The organism is Aquifex pyrophilus (assembly GCF_054656935.1).
Genome location: NZ_BAAHXJ010000005.1, coordinates 260,915 through 281,176, shown reverse-complemented (window position 1 = coordinate 281,176; position 20,262 = coordinate 260,915). Strand labels below are relative to the sequence as shown.

The 20,262-nt window shown below is 47.2% G+C and carries 20 protein-coding genes; 9 read left to right on the top strand and 11 right to left on the bottom strand.

Annotation, left to right across the window (positions count from 1 at the left end; translation table 11 throughout):
* Nucleotides 1-85 precede the first annotated feature (85 nt).
* The 5 genes from ACYQZ0_RS05105 to efp form a co-directional block, all read right to left on the bottom strand.
* A complete protein-coding gene (locus ACYQZ0_RS05105; protein WP_459775521.1) occupies nucleotides 86-427 on the bottom strand; it encodes a hypothetical protein in 342 nt (113 codons plus the stop codon).
* Between the two features lie 67 nt (nucleotides 428-494).
* Complete coding sequence (gene murC / locus ACYQZ0_RS05100) at nucleotides 495-1,847, bottom strand: UDP-N-acetylmuramate--L-alanine ligase (RefSeq protein WP_459775520.1); 1,353 nt, start codon at nucleotides 1,845-1,847, stop codon at nucleotides 495-497.
* Complete coding sequence (locus ACYQZ0_RS05095; RefSeq protein ID WP_459775519.1) at nucleotides 1,847-2,878, bottom strand: zinc-binding dehydrogenase; 1,032 nt, start codon at nucleotides 2,876-2,878, stop codon at nucleotides 1,847-1,849. The genes murC and ACYQZ0_RS05095 overlap by 1 nt, the downstream gene beginning before the upstream one ends.
* A gap of 9 nt (nucleotides 2,879-2,887) precedes the next feature.
* Nucleotides 2,888-3,337 carry an acetyl-CoA carboxylase biotin carboxyl carrier protein gene (gene accB / locus ACYQZ0_RS05090; protein ID WP_459775850.1) on the bottom strand — a complete coding sequence of 150 codons (450 nt, stop codon included), beginning with the start codon at nucleotides 3,335-3,337 and terminating at the stop codon, nucleotides 2,888-2,890.
* Complete coding sequence (gene efp, locus ACYQZ0_RS05085) at nucleotides 3,337-3,915, bottom strand: elongation factor P (protein ID WP_459775518.1); 579 nt, start codon at nucleotides 3,913-3,915, stop codon at nucleotides 3,337-3,339. The genes accB and efp overlap by 1 nt, the downstream gene beginning before the upstream one ends.
* 18 nt (nucleotides 3,916-3,933) lie before the next feature.
* Here efp and ACYQZ0_RS05080 point away from each other — a divergent pair, with 18 nt between their 5' ends.
* A complete protein-coding gene (locus tag ACYQZ0_RS05080) occupies nucleotides 3,934-5,007 on the top strand; it encodes a 3-deoxy-D-manno-octulosonic acid transferase (RefSeq protein WP_459775517.1) in 1,074 nt (357 codons plus the stop codon).
* On the opposite strand, the gene ACYQZ0_RS05075 is transcribed toward ACYQZ0_RS05080, so the two are convergent.
* The gene (locus tag ACYQZ0_RS05075) at nucleotides 4,979-5,740 is read right to left on the bottom strand and encodes an alpha/beta fold hydrolase (RefSeq protein WP_459775516.1); all 762 of its coding nucleotides are present in this window, start codon (nucleotides 5,738-5,740) and stop codon (nucleotides 4,979-4,981) included. The genes ACYQZ0_RS05080 and ACYQZ0_RS05075 overlap by 29 nt on opposite strands.
* 24 nt (nucleotides 5,741-5,764) lie before the next feature.
* On the opposite strand from ACYQZ0_RS05075, the gene ACYQZ0_RS05070 reads away from it, so the two are divergent.
* From ACYQZ0_RS05070 to lpxK, 4 genes are all read left to right on the top strand, one after another.
* Nucleotides 5,765-6,214 (top strand): DUF1931 family protein, encoded by a 450-nt coding sequence (locus tag ACYQZ0_RS05070; protein WP_459775515.1) that lies wholly within the window; start codon nucleotides 5,765-5,767, stop codon nucleotides 6,212-6,214.
* 27 nt (nucleotides 6,215-6,241) lie between these two features.
* Nucleotides 6,242-7,120 (top strand): ferritin-like domain-containing protein, encoded by an 879-nt coding sequence (locus ACYQZ0_RS05065; protein ID WP_459775514.1) that lies wholly within the window; start codon nucleotides 6,242-6,244, stop codon nucleotides 7,118-7,120.
* Nucleotides 7,121-7,197: 77 nt separating this feature from the next.
* Nucleotides 7,198-7,695 (top strand): V4R domain-containing protein, encoded by a 498-nt coding sequence (locus tag ACYQZ0_RS05060; protein WP_459775513.1) that lies wholly within the window; start codon nucleotides 7,198-7,200, stop codon nucleotides 7,693-7,695.
* Entirely contained in the window at nucleotides 7,682-8,662 is a 981-nt protein-coding gene (gene lpxK / locus ACYQZ0_RS05055; RefSeq protein ID WP_459775512.1) for a tetraacyldisaccharide 4'-kinase, read from the top strand. The genes ACYQZ0_RS05060 and lpxK overlap by 14 nt, the downstream gene beginning before the upstream one ends.
* On the opposite strand, the gene ACYQZ0_RS05050 is transcribed toward lpxK, so the two are convergent.
* From ACYQZ0_RS05050 to ACYQZ0_RS05040, 3 genes are read right to left on the bottom strand one after another with little or no spacing between them, the layout of a single operon-like run.
* Nucleotides 8,600-10,615, bottom strand: coding sequence for a nitrate reductase (locus ACYQZ0_RS05050; protein WP_459775511.1), 2,016 nt, complete (start codon nucleotides 10,613-10,615; stop codon nucleotides 8,600-8,602). The two genes, lpxK and ACYQZ0_RS05050, sit on opposite strands and share 63 nt — an antisense overlap.
* Nucleotides 10,612-12,039 (bottom strand): NarK family nitrate/nitrite MFS transporter, encoded by a 1,428-nt coding sequence (locus ACYQZ0_RS05045; RefSeq protein WP_459775510.1) that lies wholly within the window; start codon nucleotides 12,037-12,039, stop codon nucleotides 10,612-10,614. The genes ACYQZ0_RS05050 and ACYQZ0_RS05045 overlap by 4 nt, the downstream gene beginning before the upstream one ends.
* 1 nt (nucleotide 12,040) lies before the next feature.
* The gene (locus tag ACYQZ0_RS05040; protein ID WP_459775509.1) at nucleotides 12,041-12,655 is read right to left on the bottom strand and encodes a P-II family nitrogen regulator; all 615 of its coding nucleotides are present in this window, start codon (nucleotides 12,653-12,655) and stop codon (nucleotides 12,041-12,043) included.
* A 187-nt stretch (nucleotides 12,656-12,842) separates the two neighbouring features.
* Here ACYQZ0_RS05040 and ACYQZ0_RS05035 point away from each other — a divergent pair, with 187 nt between their 5' ends.
* Genes ACYQZ0_RS05035 through ACYQZ0_RS05020 form a run of 4 tightly spaced genes read left to right on the top strand, consistent with a single transcriptional unit; the run spans nucleotide 12,843 to nucleotide 18,717 of the window.
* Nucleotides 12,843-15,818 (top strand): FAD-dependent oxidoreductase, encoded by a 2,976-nt coding sequence (locus ACYQZ0_RS05035; protein ID WP_459775508.1) that lies wholly within the window; start codon nucleotides 12,843-12,845, stop codon nucleotides 15,816-15,818.
* Between the two features lies 1 nt (nucleotide 15,819).
* Nucleotides 15,820-16,563 carry a uroporphyrinogen-III C-methyltransferase gene (cobA, locus tag ACYQZ0_RS05030; protein ID WP_459775507.1) on the top strand — a complete coding sequence of 248 codons (744 nt, stop codon included), beginning with the start codon at nucleotides 15,820-15,822 and terminating at the stop codon, nucleotides 16,561-16,563.
* A complete protein-coding gene (gspC, locus tag ACYQZ0_RS05025) occupies nucleotides 16,536-17,324 on the top strand; it encodes a type II secretion system protein GspC (protein WP_459775506.1) in 789 nt (262 codons plus the stop codon). Before cobA ends, gspC begins: the two co-directional genes overlap by 28 nt.
* Nucleotides 17,308-18,717, top strand: coding sequence for a GspE/PulE family protein (locus ACYQZ0_RS05020; protein WP_459775505.1), 1,410 nt, complete (start codon nucleotides 17,308-17,310; stop codon nucleotides 18,715-18,717). The genes gspC and ACYQZ0_RS05020 overlap by 17 nt, the downstream gene beginning before the upstream one ends.
* On the opposite strand, the gene ACYQZ0_RS05015 is transcribed toward ACYQZ0_RS05020, so the two are convergent.
* Nucleotides 18,707-19,027, bottom strand: a complete 321-nt coding sequence (locus ACYQZ0_RS05015; protein WP_459775504.1) for a hypothetical protein — start codon at nucleotides 19,025-19,027, stop codon at nucleotides 18,707-18,709. The two genes, ACYQZ0_RS05020 and ACYQZ0_RS05015, sit on opposite strands and share 11 nt — an antisense overlap.
* Nucleotides 18,978-20,258 (bottom strand): phosphopyruvate hydratase, encoded by a 1,281-nt coding sequence (gene eno / locus ACYQZ0_RS05010; protein WP_459775503.1) that lies wholly within the window; start codon nucleotides 20,256-20,258, stop codon nucleotides 18,978-18,980. Before eno ends, ACYQZ0_RS05015 begins: the two co-directional genes overlap by 50 nt.
* Nucleotides 20,259-20,262: the final 4 nt, after the last annotated feature.

Genomic DNA, 20,262 nt, shown 5'->3' with positions numbered 1-20,262 from the left:
GCAAAGGCGAGTATTCCCAAGATGAGGAAGAGAACAACGAGAACCCAGAAAAGTCCCATGCCCCACCCGTGCATACCCCAGTCCATCACTTACCTTCCTCCAGAAGCTCCTTCATCTTCTTCCTGAGCTCAGGATTTTCCTTCAGAGCTTTCTTGAAGGCTTCTGGATGCATTTCTATCATCTGGAGCATCATATTCGCAAACTTCTCGGCACGGAGTTTTGCCAGCTTCTCCATAAGCTCCCTTCTGCACTTCATCATATGCTCTCTCATAATCCTCCTTACCTCAGGATCCTGCATCATCATATACATCATGTGGTCCTGCATACCCATGCTCCCCTGCATCATCATCTGGCTTCCCATTCCCCCGTGCATATGGGAAAAGGAAAAGCCTACTCCCAGGGCAAAAGCAACTAAAAACTTCTTCATTTCCCACCTCCTAAGCTTAAGGATAGGGGAGAATGGAGATTTTTAAACTGTTTAATTCATCAAATTTTTAACCTTTTATTTTTAAAAATTCCTCACACCACCTTGAGATACTTCCAGCACCGAGGAAGAGGATAACGTCCCCCCCTTCGTGAATTTCTTCTATCTTTTTGAAAACATCTTCCTTACCTTCTACGAAGATGCCTCCGCTCTCCCTTGCGAGCTCTTTTGCACTCACCCCGTATACATTCTCCTCGCTTGCGGGATATATATCCGTTATTATGAGCTTGTCCGTCTCCTTCAGGACCTCAACGAACTCCCTGAAGAGGTAGTATGTCCTTGAATACCTGTGGGGCTGAAACACAACGAGGAGTTTTGAGGTCGGATACATCTCCCTGAGGGAGCATAAAACAGCCCTTATTTCGGTCGGATGGTGTCCGTAATCGTCGTAAACGGGAGACCCCCTGAAATAGCCTTTAAGGTCAAGTCTCCTCTCGGCGTTCCTGAAGTTCTCAAGGGATTCCTTTATAACGCTGAAGGGAACACCAAGCTCAAAGGCTACACCTATTGAGGCAAGAGCGTTATAAACGTTGTGCTTTCCCGCTATTCCGAGGTGTATCTTCCCCAATTTCTCACCTCTGTATGAGACGAGGAACTCATACCTTCCATCCTTTAAATTCAGCTCTTCCGCCCTCAGAATCCCGTTCTTTAGGCCGTAGGTTATCACCCTCTCGTGGGAGCGTGAAGCTATATCTCTTAAAACCTCGTCATCCCCGTTTAAAACGGAAAAGCCGTAAAAGGGAACGGAGTTTACGAACTTCTCAAAGGCTTCTTTTATCTCCTCAAAACTTCCGTAAAAATCAAGGTGCTCCTGGTCAACGTTCGTCACAACGGCAACTGCAGGGGAGAGCTTAAGAAAGGAGCCGTCGCTTTCGTCAGCTTCGGAAACGAGAAGGTCCCCCTTCCCGAGCTTCGCATTCGTCCCGAGCCTTTTTAGTCTTCCCCCTACTATAACGGTAGGTTCAAGACCTGCGTTTATGAGTATCTCCGCTATCATGGATGTTGTGGTGGTCTTGCCGTGGCTTCCGCTTACCGCTATGCCCTCCTTGAGCTTGAAGAGTTCCGCAAGCATATCCCCCCGGGGAATTACGGGAATATTTCTCCTTCTCGCCTCAAGTATCTCAGGATTGTTTTCCTTAACGGCCGAAGAGTAGACGACAACTTGAGCATTCCCGAGATTTTCTCTTTTGTGTCCTATATGTATTTTTGCCCCCTTTTCCCTGAGAAGCTTTGTGTTCCTGTTCTCCCTTATGTCGGAACCCGAGACCTCATACCCCATCTCAAGGAGAATCTGGGCTATACCGCTCATCCCTATTCCGCCTATACCTACGAAGTGAAACCGCCTTATCCTCTCCCTGAGCATCAATCCACCCTTAAAACCACCTTCCCGAAGTGTCTTGACTCCTCAAGGTATCTGTGGGCCTCGGGGGCTTCTTTTAAGGGAAATACCTTATCAACCACAGGTTTATAAACTCCCCTTTCAAAGAGCTCCGTTATCTTAAAGAGGTTAGCCCTGCTGCCCATATAGACGCCGAGAATTTCTATCTCCCTTACGAATAAATACCTTATATCTATCTCCGCTCTGCTTCCCGTGGTTGTTCCGAAGAATACGAGTCTCCCCCCCTTCCTTAGAAGCTGTATGCTTTTAGGAAAGGTTGCCTCCCCCACATGGTCAACGACTATATCAACCCCCTCCTTAAATACCTCCCTCACCCTCTTCACAACGTCTTCCTCGTAGTGGTTTAGGACCATATCCGCACCCAGCTCCTTACACCTCTTCATCTTCTCCTTATTTCCCGCCGTCGCTATAACGAATGCGTTGAAGGATTTTGCTACCTGAATGGCCGCAACGCCGACGCCCGATGCTCCTCCCCATATAAACACCCTGCTGTATGGCTTTATACCTCCTTTATCAACGAGTGCGTTCCAGACCGTAAGGAATGTGAGGGGATAGGAAGAGGCTTCTTCAAAGCTGAGATTCTTTGGCTTCTTTATAACGTTCCTTTCGGGAACGACGACATATTGGGCATAACCACCTTTACTTTTAAGACCGAGGATATCGTAATCCTTGCAGTGGTTATCCTTTCCCCTCTGGCAGTCCCAGCAAACCCCGCAAGAGAGCCCGGGAGCTATAACTACCTCGTCCCCCTCTTTTACCGTTTTCACGAGGGAGCCCACCTTCTCAACTACGCCGCTCACGTCCGAGCCGAGTATGTGGGGAAGCTCGGGCTTTACAGGGAGAGCGCCCATCCTTACCCATATATCAAGGTGATTAAGGGCTACCGCCTTTACCCTTACGAGAACCTCGTTCTCTTTGGGCTCGGGCTTGGGGAAATCTTCAACATACTTCAGGTTCTCAACTCCGCCAAAACCTGTAAGTATAACCGCCTTCATACTTAAATTTTAAACGTTTGTGTCTATCAGAAATAGGGGCTGTCCGTATTCAACGGTTTCCCCGTTCTCAACGAGTATCTTCTCAACCCTACCCCTTACATCGCTCTCAATCTCGTTCATAACCTTTAAAGCCTCAATTATGCAAAGAACCTGTCCGGGAGAGACTATATCTCCTACCTCAACGAAGGGAGGGGCACCCGGTGCGGGAGAGCGGTAAAAGGTTCCCACAAGGGGGCTCTTTATGACGTGATAACGTTTTTCCTCCTCCTGAATGTCCTCCGATGGCGGAAGAACCTCAAGGTGTTTATACTCCTCCTTCTTCTGAGGTTTTACCTCTGCCTTTATGAGCTCCTTGTGTGTCTCTATGTGTATCTTCAGGTCTCCCTGTTCAATCTTCAGGCTCTTTATGTTTGAGTTCTTTACAAGATTGATAAGCTCCTTTATAAAATCCTTCTCTATCATTTTTCTTCTTTTACCCTCTCAACGTAGCTTCCCGTTCTCGTATCAACCTTAACGATATCCCCTTCCTTTACGAAAAAGGGAACCTGAATAACCGCACCCGTCTCAAGCTTTGCAGGCTTCGTTCCTCCCGCCTGAGTGTCTCCCTTGAAGGCGGGCTCGGTCTCAACTACCTTCAGCTCAACGTGTTTCGGGAGCTCTATGCCTACGGGCTGTCCCTTGTAAAGGAAAACTATAACCTCCATTCCCTCCTTTAAGAATTTAGCCTCGTTCTCTATATTTTCCTTAGGTATAGCTGTCATATCGTAGGTCTGAGTGTTCATAAAGTAGTAGTTCTCACCGTCGTTATAGGAGTAGGTTGCGTAAACCTGCTCAAAGTCCGCGAGTTGTATCTTGTCGGAAGCCTTAAAGGTTATTTCGGTAACGTTTCCCGTCTTCATGTTTTTTGCCTTCACCCTTACGAAGGCCTGTCCCTTTCCCGGCTTTACGTGTTCGTAGTCAAGAACCCTGTATGGCTCTCCCTTATACTCAATGAACATATCCTTCTGTATCCTGTTGATGTCTATCTCCGTAGCCATGGGAAAATATTTTAACCAATGAAGTTATCCCTTACCGAGAGACTTCTTATCGGTAAGAGACCAAAAGGTGCGGATGTGTGGTTTCATGTGGCGAGCATCGGGGAGTTCAACACAGCAAGGCCTCTCCTAAAAGAGTTAAAAAAGCATTATAGGATTCTCCTTACCTTCTTCTCCCCGAGAGCCAAAGATTACCTTCTCTCCCAAAAGGAGTTTTACGACGAGCTCTTTCCACTCCCTCTGGACTTTCCTCTTCTCGTGAGGAAGTTTGAAGAATATGTAAAACCAAAGGTGATAATAATGACAGAAAGGGAGCTCTGGCCTTCTCTCATAACCTTCACGAAAGCTCCCAAGGTTCTCATAAACGCCTACGCAAGGGGAAGCCTTCTTGAAAGATTTCTCATTAAGAAATTCTCTTTAATAATAACGAGAACGGAAAGGGATAAGGAAATTTTTGAGAATTATGGAGCTAAAAAGGTCGTGAGCTGTGGAAACCTTAAGTTTATATGCAACGGAAGGGGCGTAAATCTATCCTTCGGAGGGAAGGTGATTGTTGCGGGGAGCACCCACGAAGGTGAGGAGGAGATAATCCTTTCCGCCTTCAGGAAGGTGAAAAGAAGCGTAAGGGAAAGCCTTTTGATAATAGCACCAAGGCACGTTGAGAGAAGCGGGGAGCTATTAAAAAAAGCTAAGGCTCTCGGTTTTAAGGCTTCGCTCTTTTCCGAGAAAAAGGACGGGGATGTAATCGTTGTTGACAGGTTCGGCATTCTACGCTCCCTGTATTCCTCGGGAGATGTTGCGATTGTAGGAGGAACCTTCGTAAAGGTGGGGGGGCATAACCTTATGGAGCCCGCCTGCTTTGGCGTTCCTGTCCTCTACGGGAGATACACCTCAAAGGTAGCGGACTTGAGAAAATACCTTGAGGAGAATGAACTTGGATATCCCGTAAGGGACGAGGAGGAGCTCGCGGAAAGAATTGTTGAGATACTGAAAAACGGAAGGAGAATAAACCCGAGGATAAAGGAGGAATCCGAGAGGATAAAAAAGTGCTACCTTGAGGAAATACTTAAAGTAATTTCTTCAGAAACGGTATGAGAACTCCGTTAAAGGCTTCGGGATTCTCAAAGGGGGGAAGGTGTGCGGAGTTTTCAATCTCGTGATACTCAGCACCTTTTATGCCTTCCGCTATCTTCTTCACAACGGAAGGAGGCGTTACCTTCTCATCGTCCTTTCCCGCAACCACAAGCGTGGGAACGCTTATCTCGGGAAGGAGGTCCCTGTTATCCCTCCTCTCCGCAAGGGCTTTCAGAGTCTTTACTATCCCCTCCGTTGAGGCTTTCTCCATTATACACCTGAGCGTTCTCATTTTCTTTTCATCCTTCTTCGTTGAAGGGGATGTTTGGTTCTCAAGCATAACGTCTATGAGGAAATCCTTCCCCTCCTTCTTGACCCTCTCAATGAGTGTGTATCTCGTCTTTTTGCCCTCCTCGGTATCCGCTTCCGCCCTCGTTGCGACGAAGACAAAGCCCTTAACAAGCTCCCTGTATCTCCTCCAGAGGTCAAACATTATATAACCCCCCATGCTGTCCCCCACCGCCACTACCTTTTTAATTCTCAGCTCCGAGAGAATGTTAACAACGTAGTCGGTGAGCCTCTCAACGGTGTATTCCCCCGGTAGGTTGGGGCTGTCGCCGAAGCCCGGATAATCAACCGCAACGTAGGGAATGCCTTCCTCCTCAAGGGCACAGAACTGGAACTTATACATATCCTTATTCAGTGGAAATGCGTGGAGGAATAAAACCGCTTCGGGAATGCTTATCCTGTACATGAAAAATATTCTAAAATAGAAACCATGATTAGGCCTAAGGGATTTGACAAGCTTGACCATTACTTCAGGACGGAGCTCGGGATAGACCTAACAGACGAGACGATAAACCTTCTCCTTGAAGGTGTTAAATCAACCTTCGGTAAGCTCTTTTACGGAGCTGAGAACAGGGCGCGCTTCAACGGGAGAAACTTTATAGCTCTTGCGGACCTAAACATAACGAAAGCCCTTGAGGAACACATTGAGAACTTCAAGAAGATTGAAGAGGATATGGGAGTTGACGAGCTTCTTGAGTATATCTCCTTCATTCCCCCCGTGGAAATGGAGGTGGGGGAAGACCTGAGGAGCGAATACAGGAACATAATGGGAGGACTCCTTCTTATGTATGCATCGGTAATAAAGGGCGCAACTGGAGAGAAAAAGCCCTCAAGGAGTGCGATGGAGTTTGTGAACAGGATTGTTGACAAAGTTTTTTAAAGGCTTACCTTTTAGTCGGGGGCTGTTATGAATAAGAAGGAAGTCATAGACATACTGCTTTACGACGTTGCCCTTGAGCATTCCGCGATAATTCAATACCTTTACAACGTGTTCCTCATAGGAGACCCCGAGATAACGAATGAGATAGAGAGTATAGCGAGACAGGAGATGAGACACCTCAAGTGGTTTGCCCAGAAGGTTGTTGACCTCGGCGGGAAGGTCTCCCTAAAGAGGATAGAGGAAGCCATAAAGCTCGGTGAGAACTGGGAAGAGATGCTAAAAAACGACGTGAACGCGGAAGAAGAGGCTATAAAGATTTACTCAAGCCAGCTTGAGGTGGTGAAGGACGACTCCGTTAAGAAGCTCCTTGATAGAGTGATAAACGACGAGATGAGGCACAGGGACGAGTTTACGGAACTCCTTGAGGCAATAAGGCAGAAAAAGATAGAGGAGAAGAAGGAAAGCGGGGAGCTTGACCCCGAGATAATCTCAATTCTGAATAAACTTCTCCAGAAGGAGTATAGGCTCATACTTGATTACCTCTATCACTTCTTCCACTCAAAGACGTGGAGGGAAAAGGACACCTCCCTTGATATAGCTATAGAGAGCATGGTTCACATGGGAGAGCTCGGGGAGAAAATCGGAGAGCTCGGCGGAATGCCTGACCTATCCCTTCCCGAAACGAGACATATGAAAGGTTTTACGCCCCAGGAGGTAATAGAGGACATAGCGGAAGAGGAAAGGGCAAAGAACACGTATAGGGAGGAGGCCCAGAAAATTACAAAAGAGGAGCTCGTAAAACTCTTTAAGTGGATTGAGAAGCACGAGGATTATCACGCCCAGCGTCTTAAGGAGCTCTTCAGGACCCTTAACAGGTTCACAGTAGGAAGCCTAATAAAGGAATAAAAAGAATTTATAGCCTCCTTAATTGAAATCCTATAAAGTATCCTTAAATTGTTAGTTAAAGCTAACCGGTGGCGGAGATGGTAAGTATTAAGGACCAGATTAAGACTCTTGCGGAAGCGATAGAAAGGGAGAGCGTCCTCATTCACAGGGATGCCCTTATCGGAGCATACAGGGACCTTAGCAAGATAGCGAAGTTCGGGCTTGATAAACTCATAAAGAAGGCCTCCGAATACGGAGGAAAGAAGGGAGCCCAAACCCTTAAGGAGAAATACGGCATATACACAGACAGGCTTGACGAGGCCCTTGACGTCCTCTCAATAATAGCGGAATCCTCAAGGATGATAGGCTATTTTGAGTATGACCTTGATAAGATGGAGATAAGAATTGAGGGCTCAATACTCGTTGAGGCGATACCCACAAGTCAGAAGCCTGTATGCCAGCCCATAGCGGGATTTTTTAAGGGATTCCTGAGCGAGTTCCTTGAAAAGGATTACGACGTTGAAGAGGTAATGTGCCAAGCCCAGGGATACGAGCAGTGCGTTTTCAGGATAAAGCCAAAAGGTGCTAAGAAGTAAGCTCCTTTTCCCTTTAAGCATTTTATACGGAAAGGCAGTTGACCTGAGAAACGCTTTATACGATAAGGGATACCTGAAGGTTAAAAGGCTTCCCGTTCCGGTTATATCCGTCGGAAACCTCTCGGTGGGAGGGACCGGAAAGACGAGCTTCGTTATATACCTTGCTAACCTTCTGAAAGATAAAAAGGTGTGCATTCTCTCAAGAGGATACAAGAGAAAAACTAAAGGAGCTCAAGTAGTTTCTGAATATGGGAATATAAAGCTTGGATGGGAAGAGGCTGGAGACGAGCCTTACCTTTTGGCGAAGCTCCTCCCCTTTGCGAGCGTTGTCGTCTCCGAAGACAGATACGAGGGGGGATTAAGAGCGGTTGAGGAGCTATCCCCCGACGTTATAATCCTTGACGACGGCTTTCAACACAGGAAACTCCACAGGGATTTGGACATTCTTCTTTTGAAGAAAAAGGATTTAAGGGATAAGCTCCTTCCCGCAGGCAATCTAAGAGAAAGGCTCTTTTCAATAAACAGGGCGGATATTATTATCCTCTCGTATCAAGAAGTGGAGCCTTTTGAGTTCTTCACGGGAAAACCTACTTTTAAAGTTTTCAGGGAGTTCAACAAACTCCTCAACTCAAGGTTTGAACCTCTTCTCCTTGACTTTATAAGGGACAGGGAAGTTATAGCTTTTTGCGGACTCGGAGACAACGAGCAGTTTTTAAAAACCCTTAAAAAACTCGGCATAAGGATAAAGGAGTTCATACCCTTTTCGGACCACCACGACTACAGGGATTTCGTTCCCGAAGAGGGAAAGGTTTACATAACAACGCCCAAGGACCTCGTAAAACTTGAGGGATACGAAAACGTTTACGCCTTATATTTTGACCTCAGGATTGAAAGGGAGGAGAGACTAAGGAAGATCCTTCAGGGACTCCTTTCCCACGGGAATGACCTTAATCCCCCTGAACTTTAGGTCCGGCTCCTTTGATATTGGGTCCGTTCTGTCGCTCGTGAGGACGTTTACGGGAATTCCGAACTCCTTCGGATAACCGAAGGGTGTGAATAGGTGTCCCCTCTTGATGTTTCCTATCCTTACCACCCTCTCAACTTCCAGACCGTTGACCGAGAGCTTAACGAGGTCTCCCTCTTCAACACCGAGGCTTTCCACGTCTTTCGGGTTCATAAGAACGAAGGGGGGTATCTCTCCCTTGAGGAGTTCAGGGGACTTTCCCGTTCTGGTCATCGTGTGCCACTGGTTCTTCAACCTTCCCGTTATGAGTATGAATCCCCCTTCTTCCTCAATCTCAAAAACAGCCCTGTTAAACCTTGCCCTTCCGGAAGGCGTGGGAAATCTAAGGTCTTCGTAAAGCCATCTCTTTCCCCACCTTGCGGGGAGTTTAGAGTAATCAAGCCCCGATATGTCGCAAAGCCTTCCCTTTGTTGAGAGGGCAAACTCCCTGAATATCTCTTCCTCTTCTTTATAGGGGAAGGCTTCCCAAAAGCCGAGCTTTTTCGCCAGCTCCGTAAAGATAAGCCAGTCTGGTTTTGACTCACCGAAAGGTTCTTTAAACCTTTCGCACAGGGTTAGGGTCCTGTCAGAACCCGTCATAATTCCCCTTTTTTCCCCTATCTGGCAGGCCGGAAGAACGAGGTTAGCATACTCAACGGTATCGTTAAAGTATGCATCCTGAACCACGAGAAAAACCCTCTCAAGGGCTTTATGAACCTTGCTTAAGTTCGGCAGGGATACAGCGGGATTCGTTCCCACAACCCAGAGAAGCTTTATCCTTCCCTCAAGGATGAGGTCAATCGCTTCCGTAATCGTAGGACCCGGTTCTTTCTTTATCCCCTCGGTTTTCCAGAACTCTTCCATAAACTTCCTGTCTTCTTCGTTCCTAACATCCCTGTATCCGGGTAGTCCCGCATTAAGGTATCCGACCTCCCTCCCCCCCATGGCGTTGGGCTGGCCCGTCAGGGAGAAGGGACACCCCCCATCGTTTATCCTTCCCGTGGCAAGATGAAGGTTTATAAGTGCCAAGTTCTTCATAACGCCGTTTACTGACTGGTTTAGTCCCTGACACCAGAAGGATATAAGTTTTTTACTCCTGTGGAAGGCTTCCGCAACGAGGTAAATAGCCTCCTCCCTAACACCGCAAATTTTTGAGGCAACCTCAGGAGGGTATTTTTTAGCCTCTTCAAGGGCTTCCTCAAAACCTTCGGTATACTTCTCAATGAAAGCGTAGTTTATCCAATCATTTTTATAAAGGACGTATAAAACAGAGTTAAGGAATACCGTATCCGTTCCCGCCCTTATGGGTATGTATATGTCGCTCTTCTTTGCGGTTTCCGTCTCCACGGGGTCAATCGTTATAATCACAATCTTTTCCGCTTCCCTTCTTCTCTTGAGAACCCTCTTGAAGAGAACGGGGTGGGCTATCACCGCATTTGAGCCTATGAAGAGAAAGGTATCTCCCTCGTCAACGTCCTCGTAGGTGCAGGGAACACCGTCCGAACCGAACGCAAGCTTGTAAGCGGAAACTGCAGTTGCCATACAGAGCCTTGAGTTTGCGTCCATATTATTGGTTCTCAGAAATCCCTTAACCAGCTTGTTTATGACGTATATGTCCTCTGTAAGGAGTTGACCTGACAGGTAGAAGTAAAGCTCCTCCGGCTTCAGGCTCTTTATTTTTCTTACGAGTATCTCGTAAGCCTCTTCCCACGTTATTTCCCTGAAGGCTTCCTCTTTCCTCTCCCTGTAAAGAGGCTTCTTTATCCTTCCCTTATCAAGAACCTTGGGAAGGTATATGGGCTTTTTACAGATGTCTCCCCTGTTTGCGGGATGCTCAAAGTCTCCCTTTACCCTTCCCTTCTCGTCCAAAAATAGACCGCAACCTACTCCGCAGTAAGGACACTGAAAGTTCCTCATCTTGCCAGCTCCACGAGAACTCTTCCGCTTTTGGGGTCTATACCGACGAGCTTACCCTTCTCGTAGTCGTATCTCACGTATGCCCATTCCATCCATTGGGAGTGGAGGAGCTTAACTATCAGCGTTATGAGAAGAGCAAGACCGCCGAAGAGGGCGAAGGCAACGTTGTAATGTCCCGTAAGGTCGTAAACTATTCCGTTCACCGTGGGAAGGTAAAAGCCTCCTATTCCGCCCGCGGCCCCTATTATTCCCGTCATAAGTCCCGTCTTGAAGGGCCATCTGTGGGGAACGAGCTGGAAGGTTGCCCCGTTTCCGAGACCGTAGAAGGTGTAAAGGGCTAAAAAGAGAAGAACTCCGAGCATTAAGAGAGGCGTAAATAGGGCAAACAGGAAGTTAACAAGAGCTATGCCGCCGAGGAAGTAAAGGAGTGCGGTAGCTCCGCTAATCTTATCCGCTATGTATCCCCCAAGTGGCCTTATCATCGCACCCGTGAAGGCAAAGAGGGACATAAGAGCTCCCGCCTCTATCTTTGATATCCCGTATACGTCCCTAAGGAGCATCGCGACGTACGAGGACATACCGACGAATCCACCGAAGGTTATGGAGTAAACAAACATAAGCACCCAGGTATCCCTCTCAAGGAAGACCCTCTTGAACTCCGCAGGCATAAGGAGAATGGCAAAGATAGCTCCGAGAACGGGGATAAGGAGTTTTGCCGCGTTTCCGCTTACACCGAACCATCCCTTGTAAAAGCCCAGGGATATGAGAATCATAAAACCTATGGTTGCGAAGAAGGCTAGAACAGGGTAAATCTTGTTTCCTTCATTTTTCTCGGTCCTGTCCTCCGCCCAGAGGAGAACGAAAATTAGGGCTATAAGGAGCAGGACAGCAGAAAGAACGAAGGTTTTCTCCCATCCTATCGCTCTGGCTATCGGTGGGAAGAGAATTCCGTCCAGAACCGCTCCTATGTTTCCGGCCGCCGCTACCCCCAGAACGAGCCCCTGTATCTCTTTGGGATAATTGCTACCGGCCATGGGGAGAGCTATGGCGAAGCTCGCACCCGCAACACCAAGGAAAACACCCATCCAGAGAAGGTCCTCGTAAGATACCCTGTATCCCGAGAGGAGCATATAGATGTGGGGAACAGAGGAGAGGAGAATACCCATAACAGCTATGTGTTTCCCGTTTATATACTGGAACATATGGCCGAAGTTTATTCTGAATATGGCCGCGGCGATAACGGGTATGGCTACCATGAATCCCTTTTGAGCTCCAGATAGCCCCAGACTTTCCGCTATGAAGGGCCCGAGAGCTCCCAGAAGTAGCCAGATGCTGAAGGAGTGGTCAAAGTAGATAAAGGAAGCAAAGAGAGCCTTCCAGTTACCGCTTTTTATAGCCTCAATTACCTCTTTAACCTGTCTCATATCACAACTCCTTTTTCTTGCTCCTTACGGTCCAGACTTCGGACAGATCGCATACAAACACCTTCCCGTCCCCGTAAGCACCCGTATGGGCTGACCTGTTTATCGTTTCTATAACCTTGTTCACGTCCTTGTCCTCAACCGCTATCATTATCAGGGTTTTCGCAAGCTCGTCGTAAATCGCCTCTCCCGCTTTCAGTCCTCCTTCCTTTCCTCTTCCGACAACGTCCCACATCGTCAGGGCTTTAAAGCCTTCCTTATCAAGAGCCCTTACAACGTCAAGGGCCTTGTCGGGTCTCACAACAGCTTTTATCAGCTTCATACCGCTTACCTCCCCTTCCTTTATCACGAAAATCTTTCCATCACCGTAATTTCCCGTGCTTGCAACATTAATAATGAGCTCAACAACTTCCCCGGGAGAATTGGTAGGTATGAGGAAGGCCCTCTTCGGGAGAAAGGGAATTAAAACCTTCTCCCTGAGAAAGCCCTTATACCTGAAGCCACCTTCCTTTCCCCTTCCCTTTACGGTCCAGGAGACGTAAGGTATTCCCCTCTCCGAGAGAACCCCGCTGAGCTCGTATGACTTCTCCTTCCTTATAACCGCTAATATTTCAGCCATCTCACAAATTTAATTGCAAAATTTGTGCCAAAATCCCGCCCCGATTTTTCAGAGATTTTTGAAAAATGGATTTACAATTTTGTCAACATGTTAACAATTTTGTCCAAAGGGAAATCCTAAACGTATAAAGAGATTTGAGGGGTTTAATCGGCACGAAACTTGCAAAACATTTTTCGGGAGGATGGTTATGAAGATTGCGGTTATAGGAAACGGAATAGCGGGAACCGCACTTGTTGAGGAGGTTCTCCGGTTATCCGAGGGGAAAGATGTCAGGCTTCAGGTATTCGGTGATGAGAGATACATAGGCTATAACAGGATTCTTATAACTGAAGTTCTCGCGGGAAGGAAGCTCCCGACGGAGATATACATAAAAAGGTGGCAGTGGTATGAGGAAAAAGGAGTAAGGCTTGAGGTGGGAAAGAGGGTTGAGAGGATATTTCCCAACAAGAAGCTCCTCATAACGAGAGACGGGAATATACACAGATACGATAAGGTCGTTATAGCGACGGGGAGTAAGCCCTTCATTCCGCCGATTAAAGGGATAAACAAAAAAGGCGTGTTTACCTACAGAACCCTTGATGACGTTTTTAAGATTCTGGACCTCGCGAGGGTTTCGGAAAGGGCTGTGGTAATTGGGGGAGGGCTTCTCGGCATAGAAGTTGCAAAAGCCCTCGCGGATATAGGACTTGAGGTTTACCTCGTTCACATACTTGACATCCTTATGGAACAACAGCTTGACAAAACCGCTTCAGAGCTCCTCAGGAAGGACCTTCAGAGAATGGGCGTAAAAGTTTTACTGAACAGGAAAACAGAAGAGATACTGGGAGATAAAAAAGCACAGGGTGTTAGGTTCTCGGACGGGGAGGAGATAAGGACGGAGCTCGTAATAATAGCGACGGGCATAAGACCGAACGTTGACGTCGCCCTGAACTCGGGGCTGAAGGTAAACAGGGGAATTCTCGTGAACGATTACCTTGAAACTTCCGCAACGGACGTTTACGCGGTAGGGGAGTGTATAGAGCACAGGGGAAAAACCTACGGACTTGTCGCTCCGATAATGGAGCAGGTAAAGGTGTGTGCCCATAACCTCGTTTACGGAAATGAAAAGAGGTATGAGGGTTCCATAACATACGCTATGCTGAAGGTTGCGGGAATAAATCTCTTTTCCGCAGGTGATTTTAAAGGGGAAGGAAAGGAGGTTATATCTTTTCTGGACCAGGGGAAAGGTATATACAGGAAAGCGGTTCTCAAGGGAAACAAGGTCGTTGGTGCTATTCTTTACGGGGATATAAGGGGAAACAACTACATACTTGAGCTTATAAAAACGAAAAGGGACGTAAGTGAGGAAAGGCCTTTCTTCCTCATAAAGCATATAGTTCCCGAAAAGGGCACGGAAGTAAAGGAGTTAAAAGATACGGATATAGTCTGCAACTGCAACGCGGTAACGAAGGGGGAGATAGTTAAGGCAATCCTTGAAAAGGGAGCTAAAACCCTGGAGGATATTCAGGCCCTTACTAAGGCCTCAACCTCGTGCGGTAGCTGTTCGGAGCTCGTTGAGGAAATACTAAAAGAATACGTAAAGGAAAAACCGAAAAGGGTTAACAAGATAGAAGTAATAAAGAAAAGTCTTCACCCCTTTGACGAGGAGTTCAGGAAAAGGATGGAGAAATACTTTGAAGAAGGAGACTGGGAAAAAATACCCGAAGAGGACAGGGATGTAAGGCTGAAGTGGTACGGAATCTTTTACAGAAAGGCGACACCCGGTTACTTCATGATAAGGATAAGGGTTCCGAACGGAAGACTAACCTATGAGCAGGCAAAGGTGGTTGCCCATATATCCGAGAAGTTCTGCAGGGGAGAGGTTGAGATAACCTCAAGACAGCAGCTCCAGGTAAGATGGGTGGAGCTCAAAAACATCCCCGAGATACTCAACGCTCTTAACAGCGTAGGACTCACCACCCTCCAGACGGGTATGGATAACGTGAGAAACGTAACGGGAGACCCGCTTACAGGTCTTGCTGAGGATTCTCTCATAGACACATTAAGGCTCACGAAGGATGTGACGAATGTATTTCTCGGTAAGAAGGAGTATGCGGATATGCCGAGAAAGGTTAACGTGGCGGTTCTCGGCTCAAGGAGGGATTGTATAAACGCATTGTTTAACGATATATGCTTTTACCTCGCAAGGAAGAACGGAAAGCTCGGCTTTAACCTTTATCTCGGAGGGAAGATAGGTTCGGGTGGACCCGTAAAGGCTATAGACATGGACACCTTTGTTGAACCTTACGAGGTTCCCGACTTCACAAGGGTAATTCTTGATATATACGCAACTTACGGAAACAGGGAAAACAGGAGTAAGAACAGGCTCTTTTTCCTTCTAAAGGAGTGGGGCGTTGAACGATTCAGGGAGGAAATGGAAAAGAGGCTCTACAAGGCTCTTCCCGAAAAGGGAGAGGAGCTCGTAAACTCACGGGGAGAAAGAGAGGGAATAATAAACCTGAGAAACGGAACCTATGCGGTATGCGTTGTCGTTCCGGCAGGGAAGATAAAGGCGGAAGATTTGAGGAGGGCTGCGGAGCTCTCAAGACTTTACGGAAGCAGGGAGCTCAGGCTTTCGGTATACCAGAACTTTTATATACCTAACGTTCCCGAAGAAAACCTTGAGAAGCTTCTCTCGGACCCCTTCTTTGAGAAGTTCTCAACGGTGAGCTCGCCCTTCATGACCCATCTTATAGCCTGTGCGGGAAGCGATACATGCAGTTTCGGGGTTATAAAAAATAAAAGCGATGCGGTTGAAGTGGCGAAGTATTTAACCGAGAGGTTTGAGCTTGACATACCTATAAGAATGCATTGGTCCGCCTGTGCCAAGGGATGCGGTCAGCACGGCTGCGGTGATATAGGATTTGTGGGGACTAAGACAAAGATAAACGGGAAAGCGGTTCTCGCCGTTGACCTCTTCGTAGGAGGTTCCACCGACAGGGAAGGGATGAAGCTCGTTCAGGGCGTTCCCCTTAGCAGGATAAAGGAAACGGTTGGCTCAATAATTGAGTATTACCTGAATAACAGACTTGAAGGGGAGAGCTTCTCAGATTTCGTAAAAAGGGTAGGAGCGGAAACGTTAAAAGGTCTCGTAGTTGCAAAAATTAAGGCGGGGGTTTGCTGATATGGGAAAGGTTTATTTGGTGGGAGCGGGTCCCGGAGACCCCGAACTCCTAACACTTAAGGCTTACAGGCTTATAAAAGAGGCTGATGTTATCCTTTACGATGCACTCGTGAGTGAAGGGATTTTGAGTCTTGCGAGGGAAGACGCGATAAAGGTATACGTCGGGAAGAGAAGGAGAAACCATTCCCTTTCGCAGGAAGAGATAAACGAGCTCATATACAGATATGTTCTCAGTTTCCCGAAGGTTGTAAGACTCAAGGGAGGAGACCCCTTCATATTCGGGAGGGGAGGTGAGGAGCTTTTATACCTTGTGAGAAGGGGCATAGAGGTTGAGGTCGTTCCCGGGATTTCCTCCTTCCTGGGTGCCTCAGCTTATTCAAACATTCCATTAACCCACAGGGGTGTATCCTCTTCCTTTGCGGTCCTGAGTGGACACGAGCCCGAAAAGGTAAACTGGAAGAACTACAGAGACGTTGAAACCCTCGTAATACTGATGGGCGTAAAAAGAAGAAAGGATATAGCGAAAAAGCTCCTGGAAGCGGGAAGGGACCCGAAGGAACCCGTTGCCTTTGTTGAGAACGCAACGAGGGAAAACCAGAAAATCTTTTTTACAAGGCTCGGAGAAATAGAAGAAGATTTCCCTCCCGTAAATGCACCCGCGGTTATGCTTATAGGAAACGTTGTGAAAGTGGTCAAGTCCGTTATAGATTTAAATAAATGCACCTCGTTTACGGACTCGGTTTAGGTTTTGTATTTGGAGTAATCGGGAGCTTCCTTATTTTATTCATTATTTTTAAAAGTTCACTACGACCTTCCTTTGTTCCAAAAGTAGAAGGGGCAGCGGAAATATCCGCAAGCAGGCTTATCTCTCAGGGAGGGAAGTTTTTCAATTATGAGAAGAATATTGTTCTTAATGGTGAGTTAAATGGCTCCTTTGACGAAGTTTCCCCTCCTGCATTTGGAATAAGGGGATTAATCCTTTCAAAAAGTTTAAGAGGAGTATTTATAATTGATAGCGGTAAAGTTAACTTTCTTGAGGAGGGAAAAAAATATAAGGGGTATGAGCTTATTCGTGTAGGAAAAGAGGGTGCGGAGTTCAGAAAAGGGGAAAAATCTTTTTTCCTCAGATTTGAACCCGTAAAGGGAAGCACAAATCTAACAAAGACTGCGGAAGTTGCGAGTATTCCCAAGGAAGTGGTGATTAACAGGAGGGAGATAGAGAGTATTACAAAGGACCCCGCAAAAATGTTTACCCAGATAAGGCTCGTTCCCTATATCAAGAACGGAAAAACCGAGGGGTTCATATTTGAGTGGGTGAAGCCGGGAAGCTTGTTCCACAGGCTCGGAATAAGGAGGGGGGATATACTCGTATCCATAAACAACCTGACGATAACGAGCGGTGAGGATGCCTTCAGAATATTGCAGATGATAAGGAACGAACCTAACCTGAAAGTTGTTCTTATCAGAAAAGGAAAAAGGGAGGAGATAGATGTCAGAATTGAGTGAGAGCCTGGAGTTCATAGTTGAGTATGAAAGTGAAAGTGAAGCCCTTTTAATCGTTCCGAAGGGATTTAATCCTCTTGTAGTTGAGGAATTTCGTTTTAAGAGAGGGAAGGACGTTAAACTGAAGGTTGTTGAGCCGGAAGAGTATGCAAAGCTTGTTCAGGAGAAGATAAGCTCCCAAGAGCTTGAGCTTGAAACGGAATCGGAAGAAAGCGAGGATGGTGTTGACATCTTATTCCAGAGGGACGGCTCCCCGGCGGTAAGGCTTGTAAATACCATTTTGATAAAAGCCTCTTCGGTTTCCGCCTCCGACGTTCACTTTGAACCCTATGAGGACGAAACTGTTGTAAGGATAAGAATGGACGGGGTTCTCCACGACTACATGAAGATACCTCCCCAGACGTACCAGGAAGTGGTTTCCCGCATAAAGGTTATGGCAAAGCTGAACGTAGCTGAAAGAAGAGTTCCCCAGGACGGGAAAATAAGGGTAAAGATAGGGAGGAAGGATTACGATATCAGGGTTTCGGTCGTTCCCACGGTCTTCGGTGAGAGAGTCGTTTTGAGACTTCTTGAGAAAACGGGAAGACTTCTCACCCTTTCAGAGCTGGGGCTCTCCGAGGAGGACCAAAGGAAAGTAAAGAGGTTGGCGGAAAAGCCTTACGGCATAGTTCTCGTAACGGGTCCCACGGGAGCGGGAAAGTCAACAACCCTTTACGCTATGCTTCTTCACGTAAAGAGTCCCAAGAGGAACATAATAACGATAGAGGACCCCGTTGAGTATCAGGTAAAGGGGGTGAGCCAGATACAGGTAAACCCGAAGGTCGGCCTCACCTTTGCCCAGGGACTTCGGGCCATCCTCAGGCAGGACCCCGACGTAATAATGGTGGGTGAGATTAGGGACCCGGAAACCGCGGAGGTTGCGGTTCAGGCTGCACTCACGGGACACCTTGTTTTATCAACGGTTCACACAAACGACGCACCTTCCGCTATAACGAGGCTAAAGGACATAGGTATAGAGCCCTTCCTGATAGCTTCCTCCCTTGAAGGAGTTATAGGCCAGAGGCTCGTAAGGAAGATATGCGAAAACTGCAAGGAGCCTTACAAACCCGACGGGGAGGAGCTCAAGGGGCTCGGACTTGAGGACGGAGATTACGTATTTTACAGGGGCAGGGGGTGTGAGAACTGCCTCGGGACGGGATACAGGGGAAGAACGGGAATATTTGAGGTTCTTGAGCTGAACGATGAGTTAAAGAAGCTGATTAACAAAACTCAGGACGCAAACGTTATAAGGGAGGAGGCGAGGAAGTTCGGTTTTAAAACGATGCTTGAGGACGGAATAGAAAAAATACTAAAGGGCATAACTACGAGTAGCGAGGTTCTGAGCGTCATTCGTTGATTATGATAATCTTCTCCCCCTCTTTTATCTTGAAAAGATACTCCCTTATGAATCTTTCCTTGACTTCTTTGGGATTTCTTTTAAGTTCATTGTATAAACTCTCAAGTTTTTCCCTTTTTTTGAGCTCCTTCTTTATATTTTCCGCAACCTCCTTTTTCAGACTTCTTAGTTTAATAAGGTCAAAAATGGTAGGTTTTGAAATAAATAAATTAACAAAGGTATTCAGAAGGAGAACGAAAAGAAATAACTTGAGGATTTTCTTAAGAGAGGAATCTGTAGAACTCCTCCCTTCCCCAGAAGATTGCTCCATCACCCAGCCTCTCCTCTATTCTTAAAAGCTCGTTGTATTTAGCTATCCTGTCGGTTCTTGAGGCGGAGCCGGTCTTTATCTGTCCCGCATTTGTAGCCACCGCAAGGTGGGAGATAAAGGTGTCCTCCGTCTCTCCGGAGCGGTGGGAAATTATTGCGGAGTATCCCCTCTCCTTTGCGAGCATAACCGTGTCAAGGGTTTCAGAAACGGTTCCAATCTGGTTGAGCTTAACGAGTATAGCGTTTGCTATTCCGTTTTCTATTCCCTTTCTCAAAATCTTTGGATTGGTAGTAAAAAGGTCGTCCCCAACGAGCTGAACCCTGTTTCCGAGCCTTTCCGTTATTAACTTCCATCCTTCCCAGTCGTTCTCGCTCATAGGGTCCTCTATTGATACGACGGGATACTTTTCAACGATTTTCTCGTAAAACTCTATCATGTCCTCCGCTCTCATCTCTCTTCCTTCAAACCTGTAAATCCCGTTTTCGTAGAACTCGGAAGATGCAACATCAAGGGCAAGGAGTATGTCTTCGCCGGGCTTGTATCCCGCCTTCTCAATTGCGGTCATCAAGAGGTCAAGGGCTTTCTCGGAGGAGTTTAAGTTAGGTGCGAATCCCCCCTCGTCTCCTACGTTCGTTGAGTATCCCTTTTCCTTCAAAATCTTCTTAAGGTGGTGGAAGGTCTCAACGCCCGCCCTCAGGGCTTCCCTGAAGGAACCTCCGCACACCGGAACAATCATAAACTCCTGTATGTCAAGGTTGTTATCCGCATGAGCTCCCCCGTTTATAACGTTCATGAGGGGAACGGGAAGCCTGTATCCGAACTTACCGCCGAGGTATTCGTAAAGGGGAATTCCGAGCTCATTCGCGCAAGCCCTCGCAACAGCCATGCTGGTTCCCAGTATTGCGTTAGCCCCGAGCTTGCTCTTGTTATCCGTTCCGTCAAGCTCTATAAGAATGTTGTCAATCTCCCTCTGGTTGAAAGGGGAGAGTCCTTTCAGGGCTTTCGCTATAACGCTGTTTACGTTATCAACCGCTTTCAAGACGCCCTTTCCGAGGTATCTCTTCGGGTCTCCGTCCCTCAGCTCAAGGGCTTCCCTTTCCCCCGTAGAAGCTCCGCTCGGAACGATAGCCCTTCCTACAGCTCCGCTCTCAAGCTCAACCTCAACCTCCATCGTGGGATTTCCCCTTGAGTCAAGAACCTCCCTTCCGTGAACCCTCACAATCCTTGACATGTAT